The sequence below is a fragment of the Longimicrobiaceae bacterium genome (genome assembly GCA_036375715.1).
Lineage (GTDB): Bacteria > Gemmatimonadota > Gemmatimonadetes > Longimicrobiales > Longimicrobiaceae > DASVBS01.
On sequence record DASVBS010000060.1, the window covers coordinates 235,652 to 256,772 of the forward strand.

Annotated in this window: 22 protein-coding genes and 1 pseudogene; 22 read left to right on the plus strand and 1 reads right to left on the minus strand. The window is 67.3% G+C overall.

Annotated elements, in window-relative coordinates:
* Nucleotides 1-14 precede the first annotated feature (14 nt).
* The 21 genes and pseudogenes from glmS (at nt 15) to VF167_12390 (ending at nt 19,233) form a co-directional block, all read left to right on the plus strand.
* Nucleotides 15-1,868, plus strand: coding sequence for a glutamine--fructose-6-phosphate transaminase (isomerizing) (glmS, locus tag VF167_12290; protein HEX6926191.1), 1,854 nt, complete (start codon nt 15-17; stop codon nt 1,866-1,868).
* A 132-nt stretch (nt 1,869-2,000) separates the two neighbouring features.
* Nucleotides 2,001-2,438 carry a D-aminoacyl-tRNA deacylase gene (gene dtd, locus VF167_12295; GenBank protein HEX6926192.1) on the plus strand — a complete coding sequence of 146 codons (438 nt, stop codon included), beginning with the start codon at nt 2,001-2,003 and terminating at the stop codon, nt 2,436-2,438.
* 37 nt (nt 2,439-2,475) lie between these two features.
* Nucleotides 2,476-3,144 carry a Maf family protein gene (locus tag VF167_12300; protein HEX6926193.1) on the plus strand — a complete coding sequence of 223 codons (669 nt, stop codon included), beginning with the start codon at nt 2,476-2,478 and terminating at the stop codon, nt 3,142-3,144.
* Nucleotides 3,145-3,152: 8 nt separating this feature from the next.
* The gene (locus VF167_12305) at nt 3,153-3,464 is read left to right on the plus strand and encodes a hypothetical protein (protein HEX6926194.1); all 312 of its coding nucleotides are present in this window, start codon (nt 3,153-3,155) and stop codon (nt 3,462-3,464) included.
* Between the two features lie 207 nt (nt 3,465-3,671).
* Entirely contained in the window at nt 3,672-4,094 is a 423-nt protein-coding gene (locus tag VF167_12310) for a cytochrome c maturation protein CcmE (protein HEX6926195.1), read from the plus strand.
* A complete protein-coding gene (locus tag VF167_12315) occupies nt 4,091-6,145 on the plus strand; it encodes a heme lyase CcmF/NrfE family subunit (protein HEX6926196.1) in 2,055 nt (684 codons plus the stop codon). The genes VF167_12310 and VF167_12315 overlap by 4 nt, the downstream gene beginning before the upstream one ends.
* Nucleotides 6,142-6,639, plus strand: a complete 498-nt coding sequence (locus VF167_12320) for a cytochrome c-type biogenesis protein CcmH (protein ID HEX6926197.1) — start codon at nt 6,142-6,144, stop codon at nt 6,637-6,639. The genes VF167_12315 and VF167_12320 overlap by 4 nt, the downstream gene beginning before the upstream one ends.
* Before the next feature lie 50 nt (nt 6,640-6,689).
* On the plus strand, nt 6,690-7,040 hold the full coding sequence (locus VF167_12325) for a zinc ribbon domain-containing protein (GenBank protein ID HEX6926198.1): 351 nt from the start codon (nt 6,690-6,692) through the stop codon (nt 7,038-7,040).
* A gap of 4 nt (nt 7,041-7,044) precedes the next feature.
* Nucleotides 7,045-7,776, plus strand: a complete 732-nt coding sequence (gene ccmA / locus VF167_12330; protein ID HEX6926199.1) for a heme ABC exporter ATP-binding protein CcmA — start codon at nt 7,045-7,047, stop codon at nt 7,774-7,776.
* A 2-nt stretch (nt 7,777-7,778) separates the two neighbouring features.
* The gene (locus VF167_12335; GenBank protein ID HEX6926200.1) at nt 7,779-8,456 is read left to right on the plus strand and encodes a heme exporter protein CcmB; all 678 of its coding nucleotides are present in this window, start codon (nt 7,779-7,781) and stop codon (nt 8,454-8,456) included.
* 52 nt (nt 8,457-8,508) lie between these two features.
* Complete coding sequence (ccsA, locus tag VF167_12340) at nt 8,509-9,261, plus strand: cytochrome c biogenesis protein CcsA (protein HEX6926201.1); 753 nt, start codon at nt 8,509-8,511, stop codon at nt 9,259-9,261.
* Nucleotides 9,258-9,575 carry a CcmD family protein gene (locus VF167_12345; GenBank protein ID HEX6926202.1) on the plus strand — a complete coding sequence of 106 codons (318 nt, stop codon included), beginning with the start codon at nt 9,258-9,260 and terminating at the stop codon, nt 9,573-9,575. The genes ccsA and VF167_12345 overlap by 4 nt, the downstream gene beginning before the upstream one ends.
* Nucleotides 9,572-10,180, plus strand: coding sequence for a CcmD family protein (locus tag VF167_12350; GenBank protein ID HEX6926203.1), 609 nt, complete (start codon nt 9,572-9,574; stop codon nt 10,178-10,180). The genes VF167_12345 and VF167_12350 overlap by 4 nt, the downstream gene beginning before the upstream one ends.
* A gap of 305 nt (nt 10,181-10,485) precedes the next feature.
* Nucleotides 10,486-11,103 carry a superoxide dismutase gene (locus VF167_12355; protein ID HEX6926204.1) on the plus strand — a complete coding sequence of 206 codons (618 nt, stop codon included), beginning with the start codon at nt 10,486-10,488 and terminating at the stop codon, nt 11,101-11,103.
* A gap of 86 nt (nt 11,104-11,189) precedes the next feature.
* The gene (locus tag VF167_12360; protein ID HEX6926205.1) at nt 11,190-12,188 is read left to right on the plus strand and encodes a hypothetical protein; all 999 of its coding nucleotides are present in this window, start codon (nt 11,190-11,192) and stop codon (nt 12,186-12,188) included.
* Between the two features lie 160 nt (nt 12,189-12,348).
* Nucleotides 12,349-13,334: pseudogene (locus VF167_12365) on the plus strand (GntG family PLP-dependent aldolase).
* Nucleotides 13,335-13,418: 84 nt separating this feature from the next.
* Nucleotides 13,419-14,471: a recombinase RecA gene (gene recA, locus VF167_12370; GenBank protein ID HEX6926206.1), complete on the plus strand. Its 1,053-nt coding sequence runs from the start codon at nt 13,419-13,421 to the stop codon at nt 14,469-14,471.
* Nucleotides 14,472-14,835: 364 nt separating this feature from the next.
* Nucleotides 14,836-17,478: an alanine--tRNA ligase gene (alaS, locus tag VF167_12375; protein ID HEX6926207.1), complete on the plus strand. Its 2,643-nt coding sequence runs from the start codon at nt 14,836-14,838 to the stop codon at nt 17,476-17,478.
* Nucleotides 17,475-17,777, plus strand: coding sequence for a hypothetical protein (locus tag VF167_12380; protein HEX6926208.1), 303 nt, complete (start codon nt 17,475-17,477; stop codon nt 17,775-17,777). The genes alaS and VF167_12380 overlap by 4 nt, the downstream gene beginning before the upstream one ends.
* Nucleotides 17,774-18,193: a ferritin-like domain-containing protein gene (locus VF167_12385; GenBank protein HEX6926209.1), complete on the plus strand. Its 420-nt coding sequence runs from the start codon at nt 17,774-17,776 to the stop codon at nt 18,191-18,193. Before VF167_12380 ends, VF167_12385 begins: the two co-directional genes overlap by 4 nt.
* Nucleotides 18,178-19,233: an asparaginase gene (locus VF167_12390; protein ID HEX6926210.1), complete on the plus strand. Its 1,056-nt coding sequence runs from the start codon at nt 18,178-18,180 to the stop codon at nt 19,231-19,233. Before VF167_12385 ends, VF167_12390 begins: the two co-directional genes overlap by 16 nt.
* A gap of 6 nt (nt 19,234-19,239) precedes the next feature.
* Here VF167_12390 and VF167_12395 read toward each other — a convergent pair whose 3' ends face one another.
* Nucleotides 19,240-19,647 carry a hypothetical protein gene (locus tag VF167_12395; protein ID HEX6926211.1) on the minus strand — a complete coding sequence of 136 codons (408 nt, stop codon included), beginning with the start codon at nt 19,645-19,647 and terminating at the stop codon, nt 19,240-19,242.
* Nucleotides 19,648-19,770: 123 nt separating this feature from the next.
* Between VF167_12395 and VF167_12400 the strand changes: the two genes are divergently transcribed.
* Complete coding sequence (locus VF167_12400; GenBank protein HEX6926212.1) at nt 19,771-21,105, plus strand: CCA tRNA nucleotidyltransferase; 1,335 nt, start codon at nt 19,771-19,773, stop codon at nt 21,103-21,105.
* Nucleotides 21,106-21,121: the final 16 nt, after the last annotated feature.

A 21,121-nucleotide genomic window follows, 5' to 3' on the forward strand; every position in this document is an offset into this window, starting at 1 on the left:
GAACACCAGAATCAATGTGCGGGATCATTGGCTATATCGGCGGTCGCCAGGTCGCTCCGCTGCTGCTCGAGGGCCTTCGTCGTCTCGAGTATCGCGGATACGACTCGGCCGGCATTGCGGTGGTGTCGAACGGCGCTATCCAGGTGCGGAAGGAGGCGGGCAAGATCGCCGAGCTGGCGCGTCTGCTCGAGGAGAAACCGGTCTCGGGGGTGTACGGGATCGGCCACACCCGGTGGGCAACACACGGTGCGCCTACCACGAAGAACGCTCACCCGCATGTCGGCGAGAACGCCGACATCGCGCTGGTGCACAACGGCATCATCGAAAACGCCGCCACGCTGCGCCGCAAGCTCCAGGAGCTCGGACATCAGTTCACCTCGGATACGGATACCGAGGTCCTCGTGCATCTGATCGAGGAGAGCTACAACCGCACTGACGGACGTTCGGGGGAGTCCCTGGAGCGGGCGGTCGAAGCGGCGCTGAGCCAGGTGGAGGGCACCTACGGCATCGCGGTGCTGTCCACGCGTGACCCTCAGAAGATCGTCGCGGCGCGGTTGGGCAGCCCGCTGCTGATCGGCGTCGGCCCGAACGACGAGACCTTCGTCGCTTCCGACGCCGCCGCGGTGATCGCGCACACCCGCGACGTCGTCTATCTCGACGACGGTGACATGGCCACCATCACGGCGCACGGATACACGATCCACCGCCGCGGTCAGGGTCCGGTGAATCGGCCGATCAACCGCCTAGAATGGGATCTCGGGGAGGTGGAGCGCGGGGGATACCCGCACTTCATGCTCAAGGAGATCATGGAGCAGCCCCAGACTCTGCGCGAGACCATGCGGGGCCGGCTGCTGGAGGAAGAGGGGACGGTGAAGCTGGGCGGCCTCACCGGGATGGACGAGGAGCTGAAACAGATCGAGCGCGTGATCATCCTCGGCTGCGGCACCTCGTGGCATAGTGGCCTGATCGGCGAGTACATGCTGGAGGACATCGCCCGCGTGCCGACGGAGGTCGAGTACGCCTCGGAGTTCCGCTACCGCCGACCGGTCATCGAGCCGAACACGCTCGCCATCGCCATCAGTCAGTCGGGGGAGACGGCGGACACCCTCTGGGCGATGCGGGAGGCCAAGCAGCAGGGAGCCACCGCGCTGGGAATCGTCAACGTGGTCGGCTCCACCATCGCCCGCGAAACCGACGCCGGCATCTACTTGCACGCGGGTCCGGAGATCGGTGTGGCTTCGACCAAGGCCTTTACCTCCCAGGTGGTCGTGCTGGCGATGCTCACGGTCCATCTGGGCCGCCTGCGGGGAACGCTCCCCGCTTCCCGTGGCCGCGAGATCGTGCGGGCGCTGAGCCGGCTCCCGGAACAGGTAGCGGAGATCCTGGCGCTGGCTCCAGCCATCCAGGAGCTCGCCGAGGAATACAAGGATCACCCCAACTTCCTGTACCTCGGTCGCGGCTACAACTTCCCGGGGGCGCTGGAGGGAGCGCTCAAGTTGAAGGAGATTTCTTACATCCACGCGGAGGGATACCCGGCGGCCGAGATGAAACACGGCCCGATCGCCCTGATCGACGAGAACATGCCGGTCGTGGTGATCGCCCCGAAGGACGCCGTGTACGACAAGGTCAAGTCGAACATCGAGGAGGTGAAGGCCCGGGGAGGTCGCGTGGTGGGCGTGATCACCGAGGGGGATACCGAGCTGCTTCGGCACCTGGACCACGTGATCCAGATTCCGCGGACCCACGACGCGCTCACTCCCATCCTGGCGGCCATTCCCTTGCAGCTGTTGGCGTATTACATCGCCGTACTGCGGGGGTGTGACGTGGATCAGCCGCGGAACCTGGCCAAGAGCGTGACGGTCGAGTAGGCTCGTCGCCGCGGAGCAGCTCGCCCGCCGGCCATGGCGTGACCGCAGGATGCCGCCCCACGGCCCATCGCGGGGCGGTTTCGCTTTCATCGGAGAGAAGCTGGAAGACAATAAGTTCGGAGAACGGCGGAGATGCGTGTCGTACTTCAACGGGTGTCCCGGGCGCGCGTGACGGTTGACGACACGGTGACCGGGGAGATCGGGCGGGGGCTGCTGCTGCTGGTGGCGTTCACTGAAGGGGATTCGGAGGAAGCGCTGCGCTGGATGGCCGACAAGGTCGCCGGGCTGCGGGTCTTCTCCGACGCGGAGGGGAAGATGAACCTGTCCGTCGATGAGGTCGGCGGCGGTCTGCTCGTCGTTTCCCAGTTCACCCTGTATGGAGACAGCAGCAAGGGCCGCCGCCCGAGCTTCATTCAAGCCGCTCCGCCGGATATCGCAATCCCGTTGTACGAGCGGTTCATCGAGCTGCTGCGAGAGCCCGGGCGCCATGTCGAAACAGGCGTTTTCGGAGCCATGATGAAAGTGGAGCTGGTCAACGACGGCCCCGTGACGCTGGTGCTCGAGCGCTGAGACCGGACTCGCGCGGCAAGAGTGGCGAGCACGCCGGATGCGGCTCGCGAGAGAGATCGTTACGCGTTATGCGCCCGCTGCCGACCACCCCTGGATGATGAACCAAGCGCCCTCGCTGATCCTCGCTTCGCGCTCCCCTCGGCGCGCCGAGCTGCTCTCGAGGTTGGGACTGAGCTTCGAGATCGTTCCGGCCGAGATCGATGAGAGCTACCGCGGCGACGAGATGCCGGCCGTGCACGCGGAGCGGCTCGCCCGGGAGAAAGCCATCGCGGTCGCCCGGGAATACCCTCACGCTCTGGTGATCGGGTCCGATACGATCGTCATCATCGACAACCTCGTCCTCGGCAAGCCAGCCGATCGCGCCGAGGCGGTGCGCATGTTGCGCCGCCTGGCGGACCGGGAGCACGAGGTCTACACCGCGGTGGCGGTGGCGCAGGGCACACGGATTCATTCCGCCGTGGAGCCGGTTCGCGTGCGCTTCCGCCCTCTCGACGACCGTGAATGCGAAGACTACGCGGACACGGGGGAGCCGATGGACAAGGCGGGCGCGTATGGCATCCAGGGCTTTGGCTCGGCGCTCGTCGAATCCATCCAGGGCGACTATTTCGCGGTGATGGGGCTGCCCGTCGTTCGCACCCTGGAGCTGCTGCGTCGGCACGGTTGGCGCTACGCTTTCGGACAGGGTCTCGTCCCCGCCACGCGGTGAGCGCTCCCATGGGCTTTCTCTTCTGCCTCTGCCTCAGCCTCTCCCCGCAGGAGCCCCCGGACCACTGGTTCGCCGAGGACAAGGTCAAGCATTTCTTCACCTCCTTCGCTGCCACCACCATCAGCGCCAGCGGCGCGCGCATGCTCGGGTTGGATGCGCGCGCGGCCGCGTATGCCGGCGCGGGTGCCGCGGGGGCCCTGGGCCTGTGGAAGGAGGTGCGCGACTCACGGGTTCCGGGTGCCACCGCTTCGATCAAAGACCTCGTCTGGGATGGGGCGGGGATCGCCGCCGGAACCGCCGTGATGCTCCAGGTGAGGTGACCGGGCGGCCGAACTTCCGGTGGCCGCCGGCCAGAGTGTGTCCACAGTGCGTCGTCACGAGTGCAACCTGACCTCCCCCGAGGGGTAAAAGCCGACCTCCGGATTCGATTTCTGTCCGATCTGGCGCGAGGGTGCGTGCCCTTTCACCGTCCCTGATGCGGGGCTATATTGCGGGCATTCGCACGCACTCGTCTGGCGGAGGCCAAGGTGAAGAAGCAACGGAAGTTCCTGGTCGGGGGTGTGGTCGTCGCGGGCCTGGTCGGCTACCTCATGGTGACTGGCATGCAGGACTCGATGGTCTATTACCACACGCCCACCGAGCTGGTGGCGAAGGCCGCCGCGGATCCCAGCTACGGAGAGGTGGGCGTGAAGGTTGGAGGGCGAGTCGTCCCGGGGACCGTCCACTTCGACCAGCGCAACCTCGACCTCCGCTTCATCCTGGCCGACATCGAGAATCCGGATACTCGTTTTCCAGTGCACTACCAGGGCCCGCTGCCCGATACCTTCCAGGAGGGTGGGGACGTGGTCGTCGAGGGAAAGTACAGCCCGGGTGGTGAGTTCGAAGCAGTGACCCTCCTCACGAAGTGCGGCTCTCGCTACGAAGCCGGCCCGGAGGCATACCAGACGTGACACAGATTGGCGGCGTAGCTCTCTGGATCGCGCTCGCTCTCGCGATATGGGGAGCGGGCGCGGCTTTCCTGGGTGGGCGAGTCCGCCGCGGTGACCTCGTTCTCTCCGCCGAGCGCTCGGTCTATGCGGTTTTCGCCCTCCTGGCGATCGCTGCGGGAGCAATCATCGCCGCTTTCCTTCGCAACGAATACCAGTACCAGTACGTCGCCGGATATTCCAACCGGGAGCTTTCAACCTTCTACAAGGTTGCGGGCCTCTGGGCGGGTCAGACCGGCTCTCTCGTTTTCTGGGCGCTGCTCCTGGCCTTCTTCGCGACCCTCGCGGTGGTTCAGAATCGCCGCAGGAATCGCGAATTCATGCCGTTTGTGGTAGGGACGCTCCTCACCGTCCTGGCCTTCTTCCTGGTCGTCATCGTCTTCGCCTCCAATCCGTTCAAGCTGCTCCCGTTCACTCCCGCCGACGGTCAGGGATTGAACCCGCAGCTCCAGAACTACTGGATGACGATCCACCCGCCCACGCTCTACCTGGGCTTCACCGCTTTCACGATCCCCTTCTCGTTCGCGATCGCGGCGCTGCTGACCGGGCGGTTGGATACTCGCTGGATCACCACCACACGCCGCTGGACGCTGCTCGCGTGGTTCTTCCTGACGTGCGGCATCATCTTCGGGATGATGTGGGCGTACGTGGAGCTCGGCTGGGGCGGGTATTGGTTCTGGGATCCGGTCGAGAACGCGTCGCTGCTTCCCTGGCTCACCGGCACCGCTTATCTGCACTCGGTGATGATCCAGGAGAAGCGGGGGATGCTCAAGATGTGGAACGTCTACCTGATCCTGGGGACGTTCCTGCTCAGCGTCTTCGCCACCTTCCTGACGCGGTCCGGGCTCATCGAGTCGGTGCACTCATTCGCCCAGAACACCACCATCGCTTTCATCTTCCTGGGCTTCCTCTCGCTCCTGACGCTGGTCAGTGCCGGCCTGACGTGGTGGCGGCGAGACAGCCTGCGCCCGGAAGCCGAAGTGGAGAGCTTCCTCTCGCGCGAGGCGGCTTTCCTCGCGAACAACCTGCTCTTCGTGGGGGCGATGTTCGCGGTGCTGTGGGGGACCACCTTCCCGCTGATCTCCGAGGGGATCTTCGGTCAGAAGATCTCGGTGGGTCCGCCCTTCTACAACCGGGTGAACATCCCGATCGGGCTGATGCTGCTGGCGCTGCTCGGCATCGGGCCGATCATCGCCTGGCGGCGGGCGAGCCCGCGCAACCTGAAGCGCAACTTCACGCTCCCGTTGGTGGCGGGCGTGCTGGTGGGGGCCGCGCTGTGGCTCCAGGGGGTGCGCCACGCGCAGGCATTGCTCACCTTCGCGCTCGGCGCCTTCGTCATGGCGACGATCGTGATCGAGTTCCAGAAGGGAACCCGTGCACGTAGAGCGATCGAGAAGGAGGGCACCGTGAAGGCCTTTTTCTCGCTGCTCCAGCGCAACCGGCGGCGGTACGGCGGATACATCGTGCACGCGGGGCTCGTCGTGACTTTCATGGGCTTCGCCGGTCAGGCGTACGACGTGGAGGAGCAGTTCGTCCTCCAGCCTGGCGATACGGCGCAGGTCCGCTCGCCTTTCGGTCACACCTACACGCTCACCTACCAGGACATGTCGTGGTACACGGCCACGAACATGACCAAGCTGATCGCCTCGCTGTACGTGTCGAAGGATGGCCGCCCCGCGGGCGTGATGACGGCCGAGCAGCGCGCCTACCGCCAGCGCCCGGAGACCTCGACGGAGGTCGGGATCAAGCGGGCGTGGAACGAGGATCTTTACGTGATCCTGGCGGGCGTGGACGACGCCAATGCTGTGCTCCAGGGGACGAATCAGCGGCCGCTGACCACCTTCCGGATCCTGGTGAACCCTCTCGTTCCGTGGATCTGGCTCGGCGGGCTGATCATGGCCATCGGGACGCTGATCGCCATGTGGCCGACGGCACCGGGAGCGGTGCGCCCGCGGCCCGCGCGCGCTCCCGCGCCCGCTCGCGAACCGGAGCCGGACCTCGTGGGGGCGGCATGAAGCGCGTGGTCTTTGCGCTGGTGCTGCTGGTTGCGACGACGCTCGGTTCCGCCCAGGCGCAGTTGCAGGTGCCCAAGCTGACCCCCGAGCAGGAGCGCACGGCGGTGGCGGCTATGGAGCGGCTCCGCTCGCCGGTCACCCCGTTCCACACGGTGGACATGTGCCCGAGCGTGCCGGCCCTGCGTGACACGATCCGGCTCGCCGCCGCGCAGGGCATGACCACGGAGCAGATCGTCGAGGACGTGGTCGCGCGCTACGGCGAGGAGGTGCGCCTCCTCCCGAAGCGCAGCGGCGTGGGGCTGCTCGCGTGGATCGCCACCCCGCTGCTCCTGCTCGCCGGCGCGGTGCTGGTCTTCGTTCGCCTGCGGCGTGGGCAGGAGACGCTCGCCGCGGTGGGTGAACGCCAGGAGGAGAGCGATCTCACCGAGGAGGAGCGGGACCGGCTGGCGGCGGCCCTGCGCGATTGGGAACGGTCCGGGGAGGTGGAGCCCTGACGCTGTTTCTATTTGCCGTTGCTCTGGGGGTTCTCGCAGCAGGTTGGGTGGTGGTTCCGCTGATCTTACGCCGGCTCGCCCTGCTCGAGGACGCTTCACCGGCGCGACTCGTCGACGCCGAAGCTCGGCGGCGCGTGGCGCTCGCCTCGCTGCGTGAAGTCGAGTACGATCGCGTAAGCGGCAAACTGGACGACGAGGACTATCAGCGTCTGAAGGCGAAGCTCGAACGCGAGGCCCTCGCTGCGCTCGCGGCCGCCGAGGCCGCGGGAGGCGCGGCCGGGGCCGGGGCCGAGGGGACAGGAAGCCCTTCTGCCTCGAGCTCTCCCGTAAGGCATTCCTGTGGCTTCGTGAACCCGCCCGCGAGCCGTTTCTGCGCCGGGTGCGGCCGGCCGCTGGTCTGACCGCGTGGGAACGGGGTCCGCCGCGGCCGCCGTGCTCGAGGCGCGGCGCGTGGAGAAATGGTTCGGTGGCCATCCCGCCGTGCAGAAGATCGACTTCTCCCTTTCCCCCGGCGAATTCCTCACCATTTTCGGGCCCAACGGGGCGGGGAAGACCACCCTTCTGCGGCTCCTTGCGGGATCGCTCCGACCGACCCGCGGCGAGGTGCTGCTGTCGGGTGCTCCACTGGACTACGACGAGACCGCGTGGCGTCGTCGCATTGGCGTGCTCTCCCACCGGACCTTCCTGTACGGACACTTCAGCGCGGTCGAAAATCTCAGGCTTTACGGACGGCTCTACGGGGTGGACGCAGTCTCCGAGCGGATCGAGGCGGGCTTGAGGCAGGTCGGCCTGTGGGAGCGGCGAGACGACCGGGTCGGCACCTATTCGCGGGGAATGCAGCAACGACTGGCACTCGCGCGGACGCTGCTGCACGACCCGGAGATCGTTCTCCTGGACGAGCCGTACACCGGCCTGGATCCTCACGCGGCCGCGATGCTGCGCGGCGTCCTCGATCACCTGCGCGACGGGCGGCGAGCGGTAGTGTTGGTCACCCATAACCTGTCGCAGGGACTGGAGCTCGCAGATCGCGTGGTGGTGCAGGTCGCCGGGCGGTGGGTCTCCGACGAGCCCCGCAGCTCGATCGATCCGGTGGCGTTCGAGCGGGTCTACACCGAGCGCGTCGGCGGATTGGCCTGATCGTGCTCGACTTCGTTCGGCAGGCGGGCATCATCGCGGGGAAGGATCTCCTGCTCGAGCTGCGGTCGCGGGGGCGGATTGCCAGCATGCTCGTGTTCGCCGCCCTCGTGGCGGTGGTTTTCGCCTTCGCCCTCGATCCGACCGAGCCGGTGCGCGACGTGGCCGGCGCGATGCTGTGGGTTACGGTCGTGCTCGCGGCCCTGCTCGGGTTGGGTCGGGCGTATGTCGTCGACCGGGAGGAGGATGCGCTCACCGGCCTGCTCCTCACGCCGGTGAACCGCGGGGCGCTCTTCATCGGGAAAGTGGTGGCCAACCTGGTGCTGCTGCTGATCACCGAGCTGATCATCTTCCCGGTGTACGGCCTCTTCTTCCAGCTCCCCCTCTGGGATCCGCTGCCGACCCTGGCGCTGGTGGTCGTCCTCGCGAGCGTGGGGGTGGTGGCGGTGGGTACGTTGTTCGGCGCGATGACCATCAGCACGCGCTTGGGGGAGACCCTCCTCCCGGTGCTTCTCTTGCCCCTGGTCATCCCCGTGGTTATCTACGCCGCGAGCGCGACGCAGCGTCTGCTAGTCGGGCGGCCCACAGCCGAGGTCTTGGGCAGCCTCAAGATGCTACTTGCGTTCGACATCGTTTTTCTGGTGGTCTGCACGCTGGCGTACCCCTCGGTGGTGGAGGAGTGAGTAGGCGTCGCGGCTGCCGGCCGCCGTGGAGATACTCGAACCCGATCTGGGGATGGACCCTGTTGTGCAATCGGATCTCGGCCCGCTGAAGCCGATTCGCCGATGGGCGGTGCGGCTGACGGTGCTGGGCGGGCTGCTGGTGCTGGTCGCGCTCTGGATGGTCTTCTTCTACGCTCCCACCGAGCGGGAGATGGGGATCATCCAGCGGATCTACTACATCCACGTTCCGACCGCCTGGCTCGGCGAGTTGGCGATCGGCATCCTCGCCCTCTGCTCGCTGGGGTATCTCTGGCTGCGGGATGACCGGCTGGACGCGATCGCCGTCTCGTCGGCTGAGCTGGCGCTGCTCTTCCTCACCGCGACCCTGACCGCGGGCCCGCTCTGGGCCCGGGTGGCGTGGGGGGCGTGGTGGGTCTGGGATGCGCGGCTCTCCTTCACGCTGATTCTCTGGTTCATCAACATCGGCTACTTCATGCTGCGGGGGGCGGCGGAGAACCCCGAGCAGGGCAAGCGCTTCGCCTCCATCCTGGCGCTGGTCGCGGCGGCCGACGTCCCGCTGATCCACATGAGCGTCTACTGGTTCCGGACTCAGCACCCAAAGCCGGTGGTAATGAACCCGGAGGGGCCGACGGCCGCGCCGGAGATCGTGCAGACTCTGCTCTTTTCGACGCTGGCCTTCACCGTTCTCTTCGCCGGCCTGCTGCTCTACCGCTACGGCTTCGAGCGCCTCAAGCGGCATCTGGATTTGCTGCGCGCCCGGGCGGGTTACGATGGCGGCTCGATGGAAGGGGCGGTGCGGCGATGAAGGGGGCGATCATCGCGCTGCTCACGGCATTGGCACTGGCGACCACGCCCACGATGGGGAATGCGGCTCCGCAGCTACCCTCCGCGGCACCCGCCGCGGAGCAAGGGCCAGCGGTGCAGGCGGAATCCGATGGCCCTCAGGAGCCGACCGGGCTACCGCCCCGCGCCGCGCCACCGCGGACGATGCACGCCCAGTGGCCGGTCTTTGGTCTGTTCGCGGTGACCTGGGTCGCAATCATCGGCTACCTGATCGCCACGGGACGGCGCGCGGAGCGCCTGGCGGGCGAGCTCGAGGTCTGGGAGGCGCGGCGATGAGCGGGCACCGAACCAGTCGACTGACCAGCCGACGTCGACCGGTTGTCGATAGGGTAGCGATCATGGCCGGCCTGGATCGCGGCGATCGGGGTAGTTCCCTGCGATGTGCACTGCGGGTAGTGGTGATCGCGCTGGCGGCGGCGATTATTCCCCTACCGCTGTGGGCGGCGCAGGCTGAGCTGCAAAGGTCGCTGGCGAGCACGGAGGCCCAGCCGCCATTGGTTGGTGCGGAGGTCGAAGCAAGCGATGTCGAGCCGGCTCGGGCGAGCGCGGAGGCAGAACCGCGTCAGGCGGGCACGGATGCCCAACTTGCGCGAAGCAGTCCAGGCGCCGAGGAGGCGCTGAGCGTGGCGCTGCAAATGGATAGTCTGGATAGCGGTGCGGTTCAGGATGGTACCGAACAACCCCGGGGCGCTGCAGGGTCCGAGGCCGCGGTCCGAGCTGGAGGATCCGATCCGCTGCCGACGCCCGACCAGAGGCGTGCCTATCTGCACGTCTTCATCGCCTTCGGCGTGGCCTGGGCGTTGATCCTGGGGTACGTGGTGCTCCTCGGTCGACGAATCGCCGAAGCGCGGCGCCAGTTCGAGCGGATGCGGCAAGGGTAGGCGCTCCCAAGCTCGAGCGCCGTGCAGACAGGTACAGGAAGATGTTTATCGCTCCGGGCGGCTGTCGGCCGCTCGGGGCGGTTCTCGTTCAGGGTGAAGGAGGTCGGGTCGTGCACCTGTACAAAAGGGCGGGTGGCGAAACAACTGGCGGCTGGTACATTGGAGGTGGACCGTCCCCGGGGCGGCTTGTCCCTTGCGGGGCAGGGAAACGGCGCATGCCGCGCGGGTTTTCGTGCCCCGCCGACGCAGGGTTGAAGAGGGCTCGGTCTCGAAGTGCTCAACTCACCACAGAACGGAGGTCATGCATGGCCCAGTACTCGCTGCCGGATCTGCCGTACGCCTACGATGCGCTCGAGCCGCACATCGATGCGCGCACGATGGAGATTCACCATACCAAGCATCACCAGGCCTACGTCAACAATCTGAACGCCGCGCTGGAGAAGCACCCCGAATTCCAGGCGCCCGAGAGCGTAGACGAGCTGCTGCGCAACTTCAACCGCGTGCCGAGCGACATCCAGACCGCGGTCCGGAACAACGGGGGCGGGCATTCCAACCACTCGCTCTTCTGGCAGATCATGGGTCCGAACGCGGGTGGGGAACCAAGCGGGGCTCTCGCTGACGCGATCCGCTCCGCGTTCGGCGATTTCGCCAGCTTCCGTGAGCGGTTCAACAATGCCGCGAAAGGCCGCTTCGGGAGTGGCTGGGCGTGGCTGGTGGTGGACGGTGGATCGCTGCAGGTGGTCGACACCCCGAACCAGGACAGCCCGTTGATGGAGGGGCGCACGCCGATCCTCGGTCTGGACGTCTGGGAGCACGCCTACTACCTGAAGTACCAGAACCGCCGCCCGGACTACATCGAGGCGTGGTGGAACGTGGTGCGGTGGGACGAAGTCGCGCGGCGCTTCGAGGCGGCAAAGCGGTAGCGATCGAGATCGATCGGGAACCCGCGGAAGACTTCTTCCGTACCGAGAGAGTGGTGAGATCTTCCGTCACCACTCTCCCTTTTTTCATGTACTCTACCTGCCTCTTCTGCAAATCGAACCTCGGCGCGAACGAGGCGCTCGAGGACTTCCCGGTAGGTCGGCGGATTGCCTTCGACTCGGCTCGTGGCCGCCTGTGGGTCGTGTGCCGATCGTGTGGCCGCTGGAACCTCTCGCCGCTGGAGGAGCGCTGGGAGGTCATCGAGCAGTGCGAGCGGCGTTTCCGCGACACCCGACTGCGAGTCTCCACTGAGAACATCGGCCTGGCGCGGCTCCTGGAAGGACTGGAGCTGGTGCGCATCGGGTCGCCCCAGCGGCCGGAGATGGCGGCATGGCGCTACGGTGACCAGTTCGGCCGGCGACGGCGGCAGGCGCTGATCGGTGCTGGGCTTGGACTGGGGGTGCTGGGGGCGGTGATCGCGGGCGGGGCGGCGGCGGGGATCGGCGTGGCTGCCTTCGGAGGAGTGTACGGCAGCATCATCGACCGGATCGTTCGCGGGGATCCGAAGAAGGTGATTACCACCCTGCCGGACGAGTCGGGCGGAACGGTTCGGGTGCGCCGGCGCGACGCGGACAGGCTCCGCCTGCTCCGGCACCGGGACGGGGAATGGCGTCTCCAGCTGCGTGCCGGCAAGCGGGAGCTGATCTATCACGGGGAGGCTGCGGTGCGCGCTGCTGCCGGCATCCTCCCCACGCTCAACCGGTACGGCGGAACGAGAAAGCACGTGACCGGCGCGGTGGATTTCCTGGAGCACTCGGGTGGTGTCGAGGAGACCTTCCGCAACGCGGCCAGGCTGGCGGCCGGGGAGAAGGGGGCCGTGGGAAAGTTCCCGTACGACATCCGCCTAGCGCTGGAGATGGCGGCCCACGAGGAGGCGGAGCGCCGCGCGCTCGAGGGAGAGCTCGCCGAGCTGGAGAGGGCATGGCAGGAGGCGGAGGAGATCGCGGCGATCTCCGATCGGCTGTTGATTCCGCCCTCTATCGACGAGTGGATTCGTCGCCTGCGTCACGGATCGGGGGAGGCGTGACCCCTTCGGCAGCCGTTCGCCTACCCCCACCTGGCTTCCCCGCGTAGGTTGGGGATCGCACTTCCGATCGTGCTCGCGCCTGCTGATGAGTGACCGTCCAGAGATCGTCGACCTGCGCTCCGATACGGTAACCCGCCCCACGCCGGGCATGCGTCGCGCCATGGCGGAGGCTGAAGTCGGGGATATGGTCCTGGGCGACGATCCCACCGTGGAGCGGCTGGAGCGTCGGATGGCGGAGGAGCTGGGGCAGGAGGCGGCGCTCTTCTTTCCCAGCGGCGTGATGGCGAACCAGACCGCCGTGCTGGTGCTGGCTCGGCCGGGGACGGAAGCGGTGATCGATGCAGGTGGGCACCTGCTGAACTACGAGGAGGCAGCAGCGCGGCGTGGGCAGGGGTTCAGCTGCGCGGAGTGCAGACGCGAGATGGGTTGCTGGAGGCGAGCCAGGTGAAGGCAGCGATCCGGCCGCGCTCGCCGCATGTGGTCCAGACGTCGCTGCTCTGCCTGGAGAACACGCACAACGCGGCGGGTGGTCGCGTGCTCCCGGTGGAGCGCATGCGGGAGCTGGTGGAGGTGGCGCGAGAGCACGGTGTGGCGGTGCACCTGGACGGCGCGCGGCTCCCGAATGCAGCGGTCGCGACCGGGCGGAGGATGCGCGACTGGGCAGAGCAGGCGGATACGGTGATGGTGGCGTTCACCAAGGGGCTCGGAGCGCCGGTGGGGGCGGTGCTGGCGGGGTCGGCGGAGCGGATGGAGAGCGCGAGGCGGATCCGGCGGCGGCTAGGCGGGGGGATGCGGCAAGCAGGCGTGCTGGCGGCCGCGGCGCTGTACGGGCTGGATCATCATTTCGCGGCGCTGGCCGAGGATCACCGGCGGGCCCGTCGGTTGGCGCAGCGGGTGCGCCACGTCCCTGGCCTGGTGGTGGAGGAGCCGGAGACGAACATCGTCATGCTGGACCTGGAGGAGGCCGATGCGCTCAGCGTGCTGGATGCCCTTCACGCGGAAGGAGTGTGGATGACGCAGTTCGGCCCTCGGCGCCTGCGCGCAGTGCTGCATCGAGACGTGGACGATGCGGGGGTCGAGCGGGCGGCAGAGGCAATCGAGGCGGTGATGACTTCCGTGCTTGCGTCGGTCTCCGGATCTTCGTAATTTGTTCGGGAATTCGCCGGCTGGCGAACCTCCGGGAGCGCCAATGGGCGTGCCGCTACCCGCAGCCGAAGAGGACCCATGGTCATGGTTGAAGTCAGTGAAGACAAGAAGAAAGCGCTGAACGTAGCGGTTGCGCAGATCGAGAAGGCGCACGGCAAGGGGTCGATCATGCGGTTGGGGGTGGACGGCCCGAAGGTGCAGGTCGCCGCAATCCCTACCGGCGCGATCAATCTGGACGCGGCGATCGGAATCGGGGGGATCCCTCGGGGCCGGATCACGGAGATCTATGGCCCGGAGTCCTCGGGGAAGACGACGCTCTGCCTGCACGTGATCGCCAACGCGCAGCGCGCGGGGGGAATCGCCGCCTTCATCGACGCGGAGCACGCGCTGGACATCCAGTACGGCCGCAAGCTCGGCGTCGATGCCGACAACCTGCTCGTCTCGCAACCGGATACGGGTGAACAGGCGCTGGAGATCGCGGAGACGCTGGTGCGCAGCAACGCGATCGACGTGCTGGTGATCGACTCGGTGGCGGCACTGGTGCCGCGGGCGGAGATCGAGGGGGAGATGGGCGACAGCCACGTCGGCCTCCAGGCGCGCCTGATGAGCCAGGCTCTGCGCAAGCTCACCGGGGCCATCAATCGGTCGCAGTGCGCCGTCATCTTCACCAACCAGATCCGTGAGAAGATCGGGGTGATGTTCGGCAACCCCGAGACGACCACCGGCGGGCGTGCGCTGAAGTTCTACGCCTCGCTGCGCATGGACATCCGCCGCATCGGCGCCATCAAGGATCGGGACGAGCTGGTCGGCAACAAGACCCGGGTGAAGATCGTCAAGAACAAGGTCGCGCCCCCCTTCAAGCAGGCGGACTTCGACATCATGTTCAACGTCGGGATCGACCACTACGGGATCCTCGTGGACGTCGGCGTCGAAGCGGACATCATCCAGAAGTCCGGCGCCTGGTTCTCGTACGGAGACGTCCGGCTGGGGCAGGGGCGCGAGAACGCCAAGGCCTTCCTGCAGGAGAACCCGCCGCTCGCGCAGGAGATCGAGGCGCGGGTGAAGGAGGTCCTCGGCATCCGCGGTGGGCCCGCCGCCACGGATGACGGACCCTCGGCGGGTCCGCTCGACGACTGATCGCGCTCCGCGATTCAAGAAGCTTCGGTATCGATACCAAACGGCGCCCCGCTCCGACGGGGCGCCGTTTGGTTCTTGAGGCAGGGACTCGTCTCCAAGCGTGGACTTCGCCTTCGGTGGGAATCTCGTCTCGAGCAGGGATCTCGTGTTCGAGCGGCTTTGTCCTTTGGATAGGGAGCCGTTGTCTTCGATTGGGGGCGCCGTTGTGTTCAGGCGTCACCGTTTGTCGTCACTGGGCGGGGCGCCTTTGTCTTTGCGGGAGCCGCACCCTGAGTTCCGAGCTTCCGGGGGAGTCACACCTTGAGCCGCAAGTGGCGCGCGAGTTATGTTATCGGACTCGACATTCCCATGCTCCCGCAAATACATGCGCGCCGACGAGATCCGTTCCCGCTTTCTCGATTATTTCGCCCGGCAGGGTCACGAAGTCGTCCCCTCGTCGCCCCTCGTGCCGGCCGATGATCCCACGCTGCTCTTCACCAACGCGGGGATGGTGCAGTTCAAGCGCGTCTTTCTCGGCCTCGAGAAGCTCCCCTACACCCGTGCAACCACCTCGCAGAAGTGCGTGCGCGCGGGCGGCAAGCACAACGACCTGGAGCAGGTGGGGTTCACCGCTCGGCATCACACCTTCTTCGAGATGCTGGGGAACTTCTCCTTCGGCGACTACTTCAAGCGCGACGCGATTCGCTTCGCCTGGGAGTTCCTCACCGTCGAGCTGGGGATGCCGCCCGAGAAGCTGTGGGTTACCGTCCACTACTCCGACGATGAGGCGGCGCAGCTCTGGGAGGAGATCGCGGGGATATCTCCAACGAGGATCTTCCGGCTGGGCGACAAGGACAACTTCTGGCAGATGGCTGAAACGGGGCCCTGCGGTCCCTGCTCGGAGATTCACTACGATCTCCGGCCGGAGGGGGAGGTGGGGAGCCCGATCGGTCTGGAGGAGTTCGTCGAGCGTGGTGACCGGGGCGAGTTCCTGGAAATCTGGAACCTCGTCTTCATGCAGTTCGACCGCGACGCCGACGGTGAGCTTCATCCGCTCCCGGCGCCGTCCATCGACACGGGTGCAGGGCTCGAGCGGATTGCCTCGGTCATGCAGGGGGTGCGGTCGAACTACGACACCGACCTGTTCAAGCCGCTGATCCTCGCCGCGGCCGACCGGATCGGCATCCCCTACGAAGCCGAGAGTCCGCAGGGGGTGAGCTACCGGGTGCTCGCCGACCACGCACGCGCGACCGCCTTCCTCCTGGCCGACGGAGTGTACCCCTCCAACGAGGGGCACGGCTACGTGCTCCGGCGCATTCTCCGTCGGGCGGTGCGCCACGCATGGCTCCTCGGTCGGCGCGAGCCGACGCTGGTCCACGTGGTCGAGTCGGTGATCGAGCGGATGTCCGACGTGTACCCCGAGCTGCTGGCCCGGCGGGATCACCTGCTGCGTACGACCCGAGCGGAGGAGGAGCGCTTCCTCTCGACCATCGACGAGGGGATGAAGCGCTTCGATGAGATCGCGCCGCCAGGCGGATCAGGCACCCTCTCCGGTCAGGATGTCTTCCGCCTGTACGATACGTACGGCTTCCCGCTCGATCTCACCGAGCTGATGGCCGTGGAGCGCGGGTACACTGTTGATATCGCCGGATTCGAAAATGAGCTCGAGCGTCAGCGGGAGCGCTCTCGGCAGGACCGGGCGGCGGCGGGCATCGGTATGGGAGACGATCTCGCCGACGGCTGGGTAGAGCTCGAGCCCGGGGCCGAGCAGGAATTCGTTGCCTATCGCGCCACCTCGGTCGAGACCGACGTGATTGCCTATCGCGAGGCGCCCGGAGTAGGGGATGCGCGGACGGCACTGCGCCTTCGGGAGAACCCCTTCTACGCCGAGAGCGGAGGCCAGATCTCTGACACCGGCCATATCATCGGCGAGGGTTGGCGGATGCGCGTGGACGAAGTGCGCAAGGTGGGCGGGCAGATCGCTGTGCTCGGTCCCATCGAAGGCGAGTTCCGTCCGGGGCGGGTGCGCGCCGAGGTGGAGGAACCCGTCCGCCGGGACACCGAGCGGAACCACACCGCCACGCACCTGCTGCACGCCGCACTCCGCCGGGTTCTGGGCGACCATGTCCTGCAGCAGGGCTCGCTGGTCGCTCCCGACCGCCTGCGCTTCGACTTCCTGCACACCGGGCCGATGACCCCCGAGCAGATCAATGAAGTCGAACGGCTGGTCAACGAGGCGATCTGGGCGAACTACGAGGTCTGCACCCACCAGCTCCCCTACGCCGAGGCGATCAAGCGGGGAGCCATGGCGCTCTTCAGCGAGAAGTACGGCGACGTGGTGCGGGTGGTAGAGGTGCCGGGTGTCTCGATGGAGCTCTGCGGCGGCACGCATGTGCGGACGACTGGCCAGATCGGGGCGTTCCGCATCGTCTCCGAGACAGGCGTGGCGGCGGGAGTGCGGCGCGTCGAGGCGGTGACCGGACCCGAGGCCTATGCGCGGGCTCTCGAAGATCGCCAGACCCTTCGCGAGCTAGCGACAATCCTGCGCACCCGCGAGTCGAACCTCGTCCAGCGGGCCACTTCGCTAGTGGAGGAGAACCGTGAGCTGCAGCGCCAGCTCGAGCGGGCGCGAGCGGCTGGCGGGGCCGACCGGGTGGCGGAAATGATTGCCGCCGCGCGGGAGGTGGACGGCGTGCGCGTCGTCACCGCCGAGGTGGAGCTCGAGGGCGCGGAGGAAGGAAGGCAGCTGGGAGACCAGCTGCGCAGCCGGCTGGGCAGCGGAGTCGCCGTGGTAGCGGCGCGGCCGGGAGGGCGGGCCGCGCTCTACGCGGTGGCCACCGACGACCTCATCCAGCGGGGCGTTCGCGCGGACACCCTGGTCCGCGAGGTGGCGGCGGCCGTGGGCGGCAAGGGCGGAGGAAGGCCGCACCTGGCGCAGGCGGGGATATCCGACCCGGATCGGCTGCCTGAAGCGCTCGATCGCGTGGACGAGATCGTGCGCGGTCTTCTCGCCGGCGCACCGGCTTGAGCACCGCCGAGAACTGGCTCCGCTCGCGCGTCGGGAAGGTGCCTCCGAGCCTGCTGGAGTGCATGGTGAAAGCCCTGCCGCAGGAGGCGAGCGGCACTCCCGAGGCGCTGGTCGACGGAGCCCTTCACCTCTACGACCAGGTGGTGCGCGGCAGCGGTGGCCGGGAGGATGCGCTGCCGCTTCTCGCGGCCGATGCCCTGTTCACCCACGCGTTCGAGGCGCAGGCGACGTTTGCGCCGGATCAAATCGACGATCTGGTGGCGCGCTGTGAGCGCAGGCTGGGAGAACTCCTACCATGACGGAAACGTCGGTCGCAAACCTGGAGGCACTGCGGGCGGCAGAGAAGGAGCAGGCGATGCGTTATCGGGGCCTCGCCGTGCTCGCGGAAGAGCGCGGTGATCCTGCAACCGCTCAGCGACTCCACGACCTTCACGCCGACGAGCAGCACCACCTCTCTCGACTCACCGCTCGGCTCATCGAGCTGGGGATCACCCCTGCCGATCTGCCCGTCTCTATGGGGCGCAACGCCGACCACGAGCTCGATGGATGGGAGGCGCGGGCCAGGCAGTGGGAGGCGGAGGAGGTCGACCGCTACGAGAAGCTCCTGACCAGAGGGAGAGAGCTGGATCCCACGACCCGCGCCCTCGCCGAATCCATTCTCGAGGTCGAGCGGCACCACGCCGAGCACCTGTCGGGAAAGTGGACGCTGGCCTGACCGAGCCACCCGGCGACCCCTCCGCGCCGGACAACCCCCTCTCGCGCGCCACGCGAAACCCTCCTTCGCGACCCCACCTCGTTCTCTTCGCCACCGGCGGCACGATCTCCATGCGCAGCGACCCCGATGCGGGCGGTGCGCGCCCCTACCTTACCGGCGAGGAAATCCTCGCCCGCGTCCCGGGTTGGGAGGAGGTCGCCGAGATCGAGGTGCGCGAATTCGGGCGCTACCCTGGTCCCCACATGACCATCGAGCGCATGTGGGCGCTGCGTGCGGCCATTCTGGAAGCGATCGCCGCCGGAGCCCAGGGGATCGTCGTCACTCACGGCACCGACACCATCGAGGAGACCGTCTACCTGCTCGATCGCTCGTTGCCACCGGAGATTCCCGTGACGGTCACGGGGGCGATGAGGAACATTTCGGAGCTGTCCTGGGACGGACCCGCCAACCTGATGGCAGCCATTCGCGTGGCGGCCTCGGCGGAGGCACACGGGCGGGGTGCGATGGTGGTGATGGACGACCGGATCATCCAGGGGGCGGAGGCGGTGAAAACGCACACCGAGGAATTCGGGACCTTCCAGTCGCCGAACTGGGGGCCGCTGGGGATCGTGGACAAGGGGGAGGTGCTCTTCTACCGTGAGTCCCGCAGAAAGCCGACCCTCGCGCCCCCGGCGCCCGCCGTCCCGGTGGACGTGGTGAAGATCGTGGCAGGGGCGGATTCGAGGCTGATCGAGGCGAGCCTGGAGAGCGGCGCGCACGGCGTCGTGCTCGAGGCTCTGGGCCGGGGGAACGTGCCTCCCGCCGTCATCCCCGGCATTCGCCGCTGGTTGGAAGCCGGCAAGCCGGTGGTGGTGACCTCGCGATCCCTCCGCGGACGCGTGCTGGATACCTACGCTTACGCCGGAGGCGGGCACGAGCTGAAAGAAATGGGCGCGATCTTCGCCGATCACCTGACAGGTCAGCAAGCGCGCATCGAGCTGATGCTGGCGCTCGGCACGGGCGCACCCGACGTCCGGCCCCTCATCGAGGGGGACCGCTGATTCAGTTCAGGCCGTCGATCCGTCCAGCTCCCACTGGCGGAAGCAGTCGTGGCCGAACTCACGGGCCGCTCGCGTCTGGTCGGGAAACCCGAAATAGTCCGTCCACCCCATCTGCATGGCTTTCCACTTGCAATCCCAGTAGAAGCGAATCTCCTGCAGCCCGTTTCGGGTGTGGACTCGCATCTCCCCGCGGTAAAACTCGCATCCTGAGCTCCCGTCGATCTCCACCCGCTCGATCTCCAGTTCCGGGTGTTGCTCGAGCAATTTCGTGAGCGTCCGCTCGACCTTGACAGGGGGAGAGTACGGGTCGAAGGTGACACCGTCGTTGGGTCGGTTGTCTCGGACGAACTCCCGGACTGCACGCCGGAAGCTTTCGGACGCACGCGATCGCTCCAGGAACTTCGACAGGATCATAGGCCTCTTGAACGATGTGGGTGATCCTGAAATCTAGCTAATATTCCGCTGGATGCCAACCGCTAATGCTTTGATACGGTTCTGCTTGACGCTTGTGAGGGTGGGGCGGAACTGATGGATATCGTGGATCTTCGACCCCCTCCGGAGGTGCGACGCATCGCGCGCCGACTGGAGGGGGCCGGATTTGAGACCTGGGCGGTGGGTGGAGCGGTGCGGGACGCGTTACGCGGGGAGGCTCCCGAGGACTGGGACCTGACCACCGCCGCGCGGCCGGCGGACGTTCGGCGCCTGTTCAAGCGAACCGTACCGATCGGCATCGAGCACGGTACTGTAGGGGTGCTGGGCAAGGACGGGCACCTCTACGAGGTGACGACCTTCCGGCGGGACGTGGAGACGTTCGGCCGCCGCGCCCGGGTCGCCTTCGCCGACTCGCTCGACGAAGACCTGGAGCGACGGGACTTCACCATCAATGCGGTCGCGTGGAACCCGCTTTCGGGGGAGCTGCGGGATCCGCACGGCGGCGCGGAAGATCTGCGCAGAGGCGTCCTCCGCACGGTGGGGGATCCGGCCGAGCGCTTTGCCGAGGATCGGTTGCGGGTGCTGAGGGCGCTACGCTTCGCGGGCCGCTTCGACCTCGAGATCGACGAGGCAACCTGGCGGGATCTGGTGGCGTCCGCGGATCGACTCGGAAACCTGTCCGCTGAGCGGATCCGCGAGGAGCTCTATAAGGTCCTCGGGGGGCAGGAGCCCCCCTCGCGCACACTGCGGCTCTACGAGCGATCGGGGGTGCTTGCCGCCCTGTATCCCGAGTTGCAGGCGTGCGTGGGCTGTAAGGACGCGTCGGGGAGGGACCTCTGGGAGGTGCAGCTGTCCACGGTGGACGCGATTCCGTACCACCGGATGGTACTACGGCTCGCTGGCCTGCTGCATCTGGTAGGCTGGCCGGCTACCGACGACCCTAGCGAGGTCGAGCAGGAGGGGGTGCCCGCCTACGCCGCAGTCGGAGGCACGATTGCCTGGCGGCTGATGCGGCGCCTCAAGGCATCCAACGCCGATTCCGACCGGGTTGCGCACCTGGTGGCCCAGCACGCTGTCATCCCTGGGCCGGATGCGCCGGACGTGGACGTGCGGCGTTGGCTGCGGCGGGTCGGCCTGGATCACTATCGCGACGTGCTGCGTCTGCGCCGCGCTATCACGATTGCCCGCGAAGGAGAAGGCTCCGAGGAGTTGCTGCAGGCGGCGCGGCACATTCGCGCGGTGGTCCGCGCCAGGCCCGCTCTCTCCGTCCAGGACCTGGCCATCGGGGGAAACGAGCTTCGTGCCGCCGGCATTCCCGCTGGTCCGCTCTACGGCGAGATCCTGCGCGACCTGCTGGAGCGCGTGACCGAGGAGCCGGCTCTCAATACTCCCGAGCGGCTGATCGCCATCGTCCAGGAGTGGCAGCAGGACAGAGAGTAACCCATCGAACCCCAGC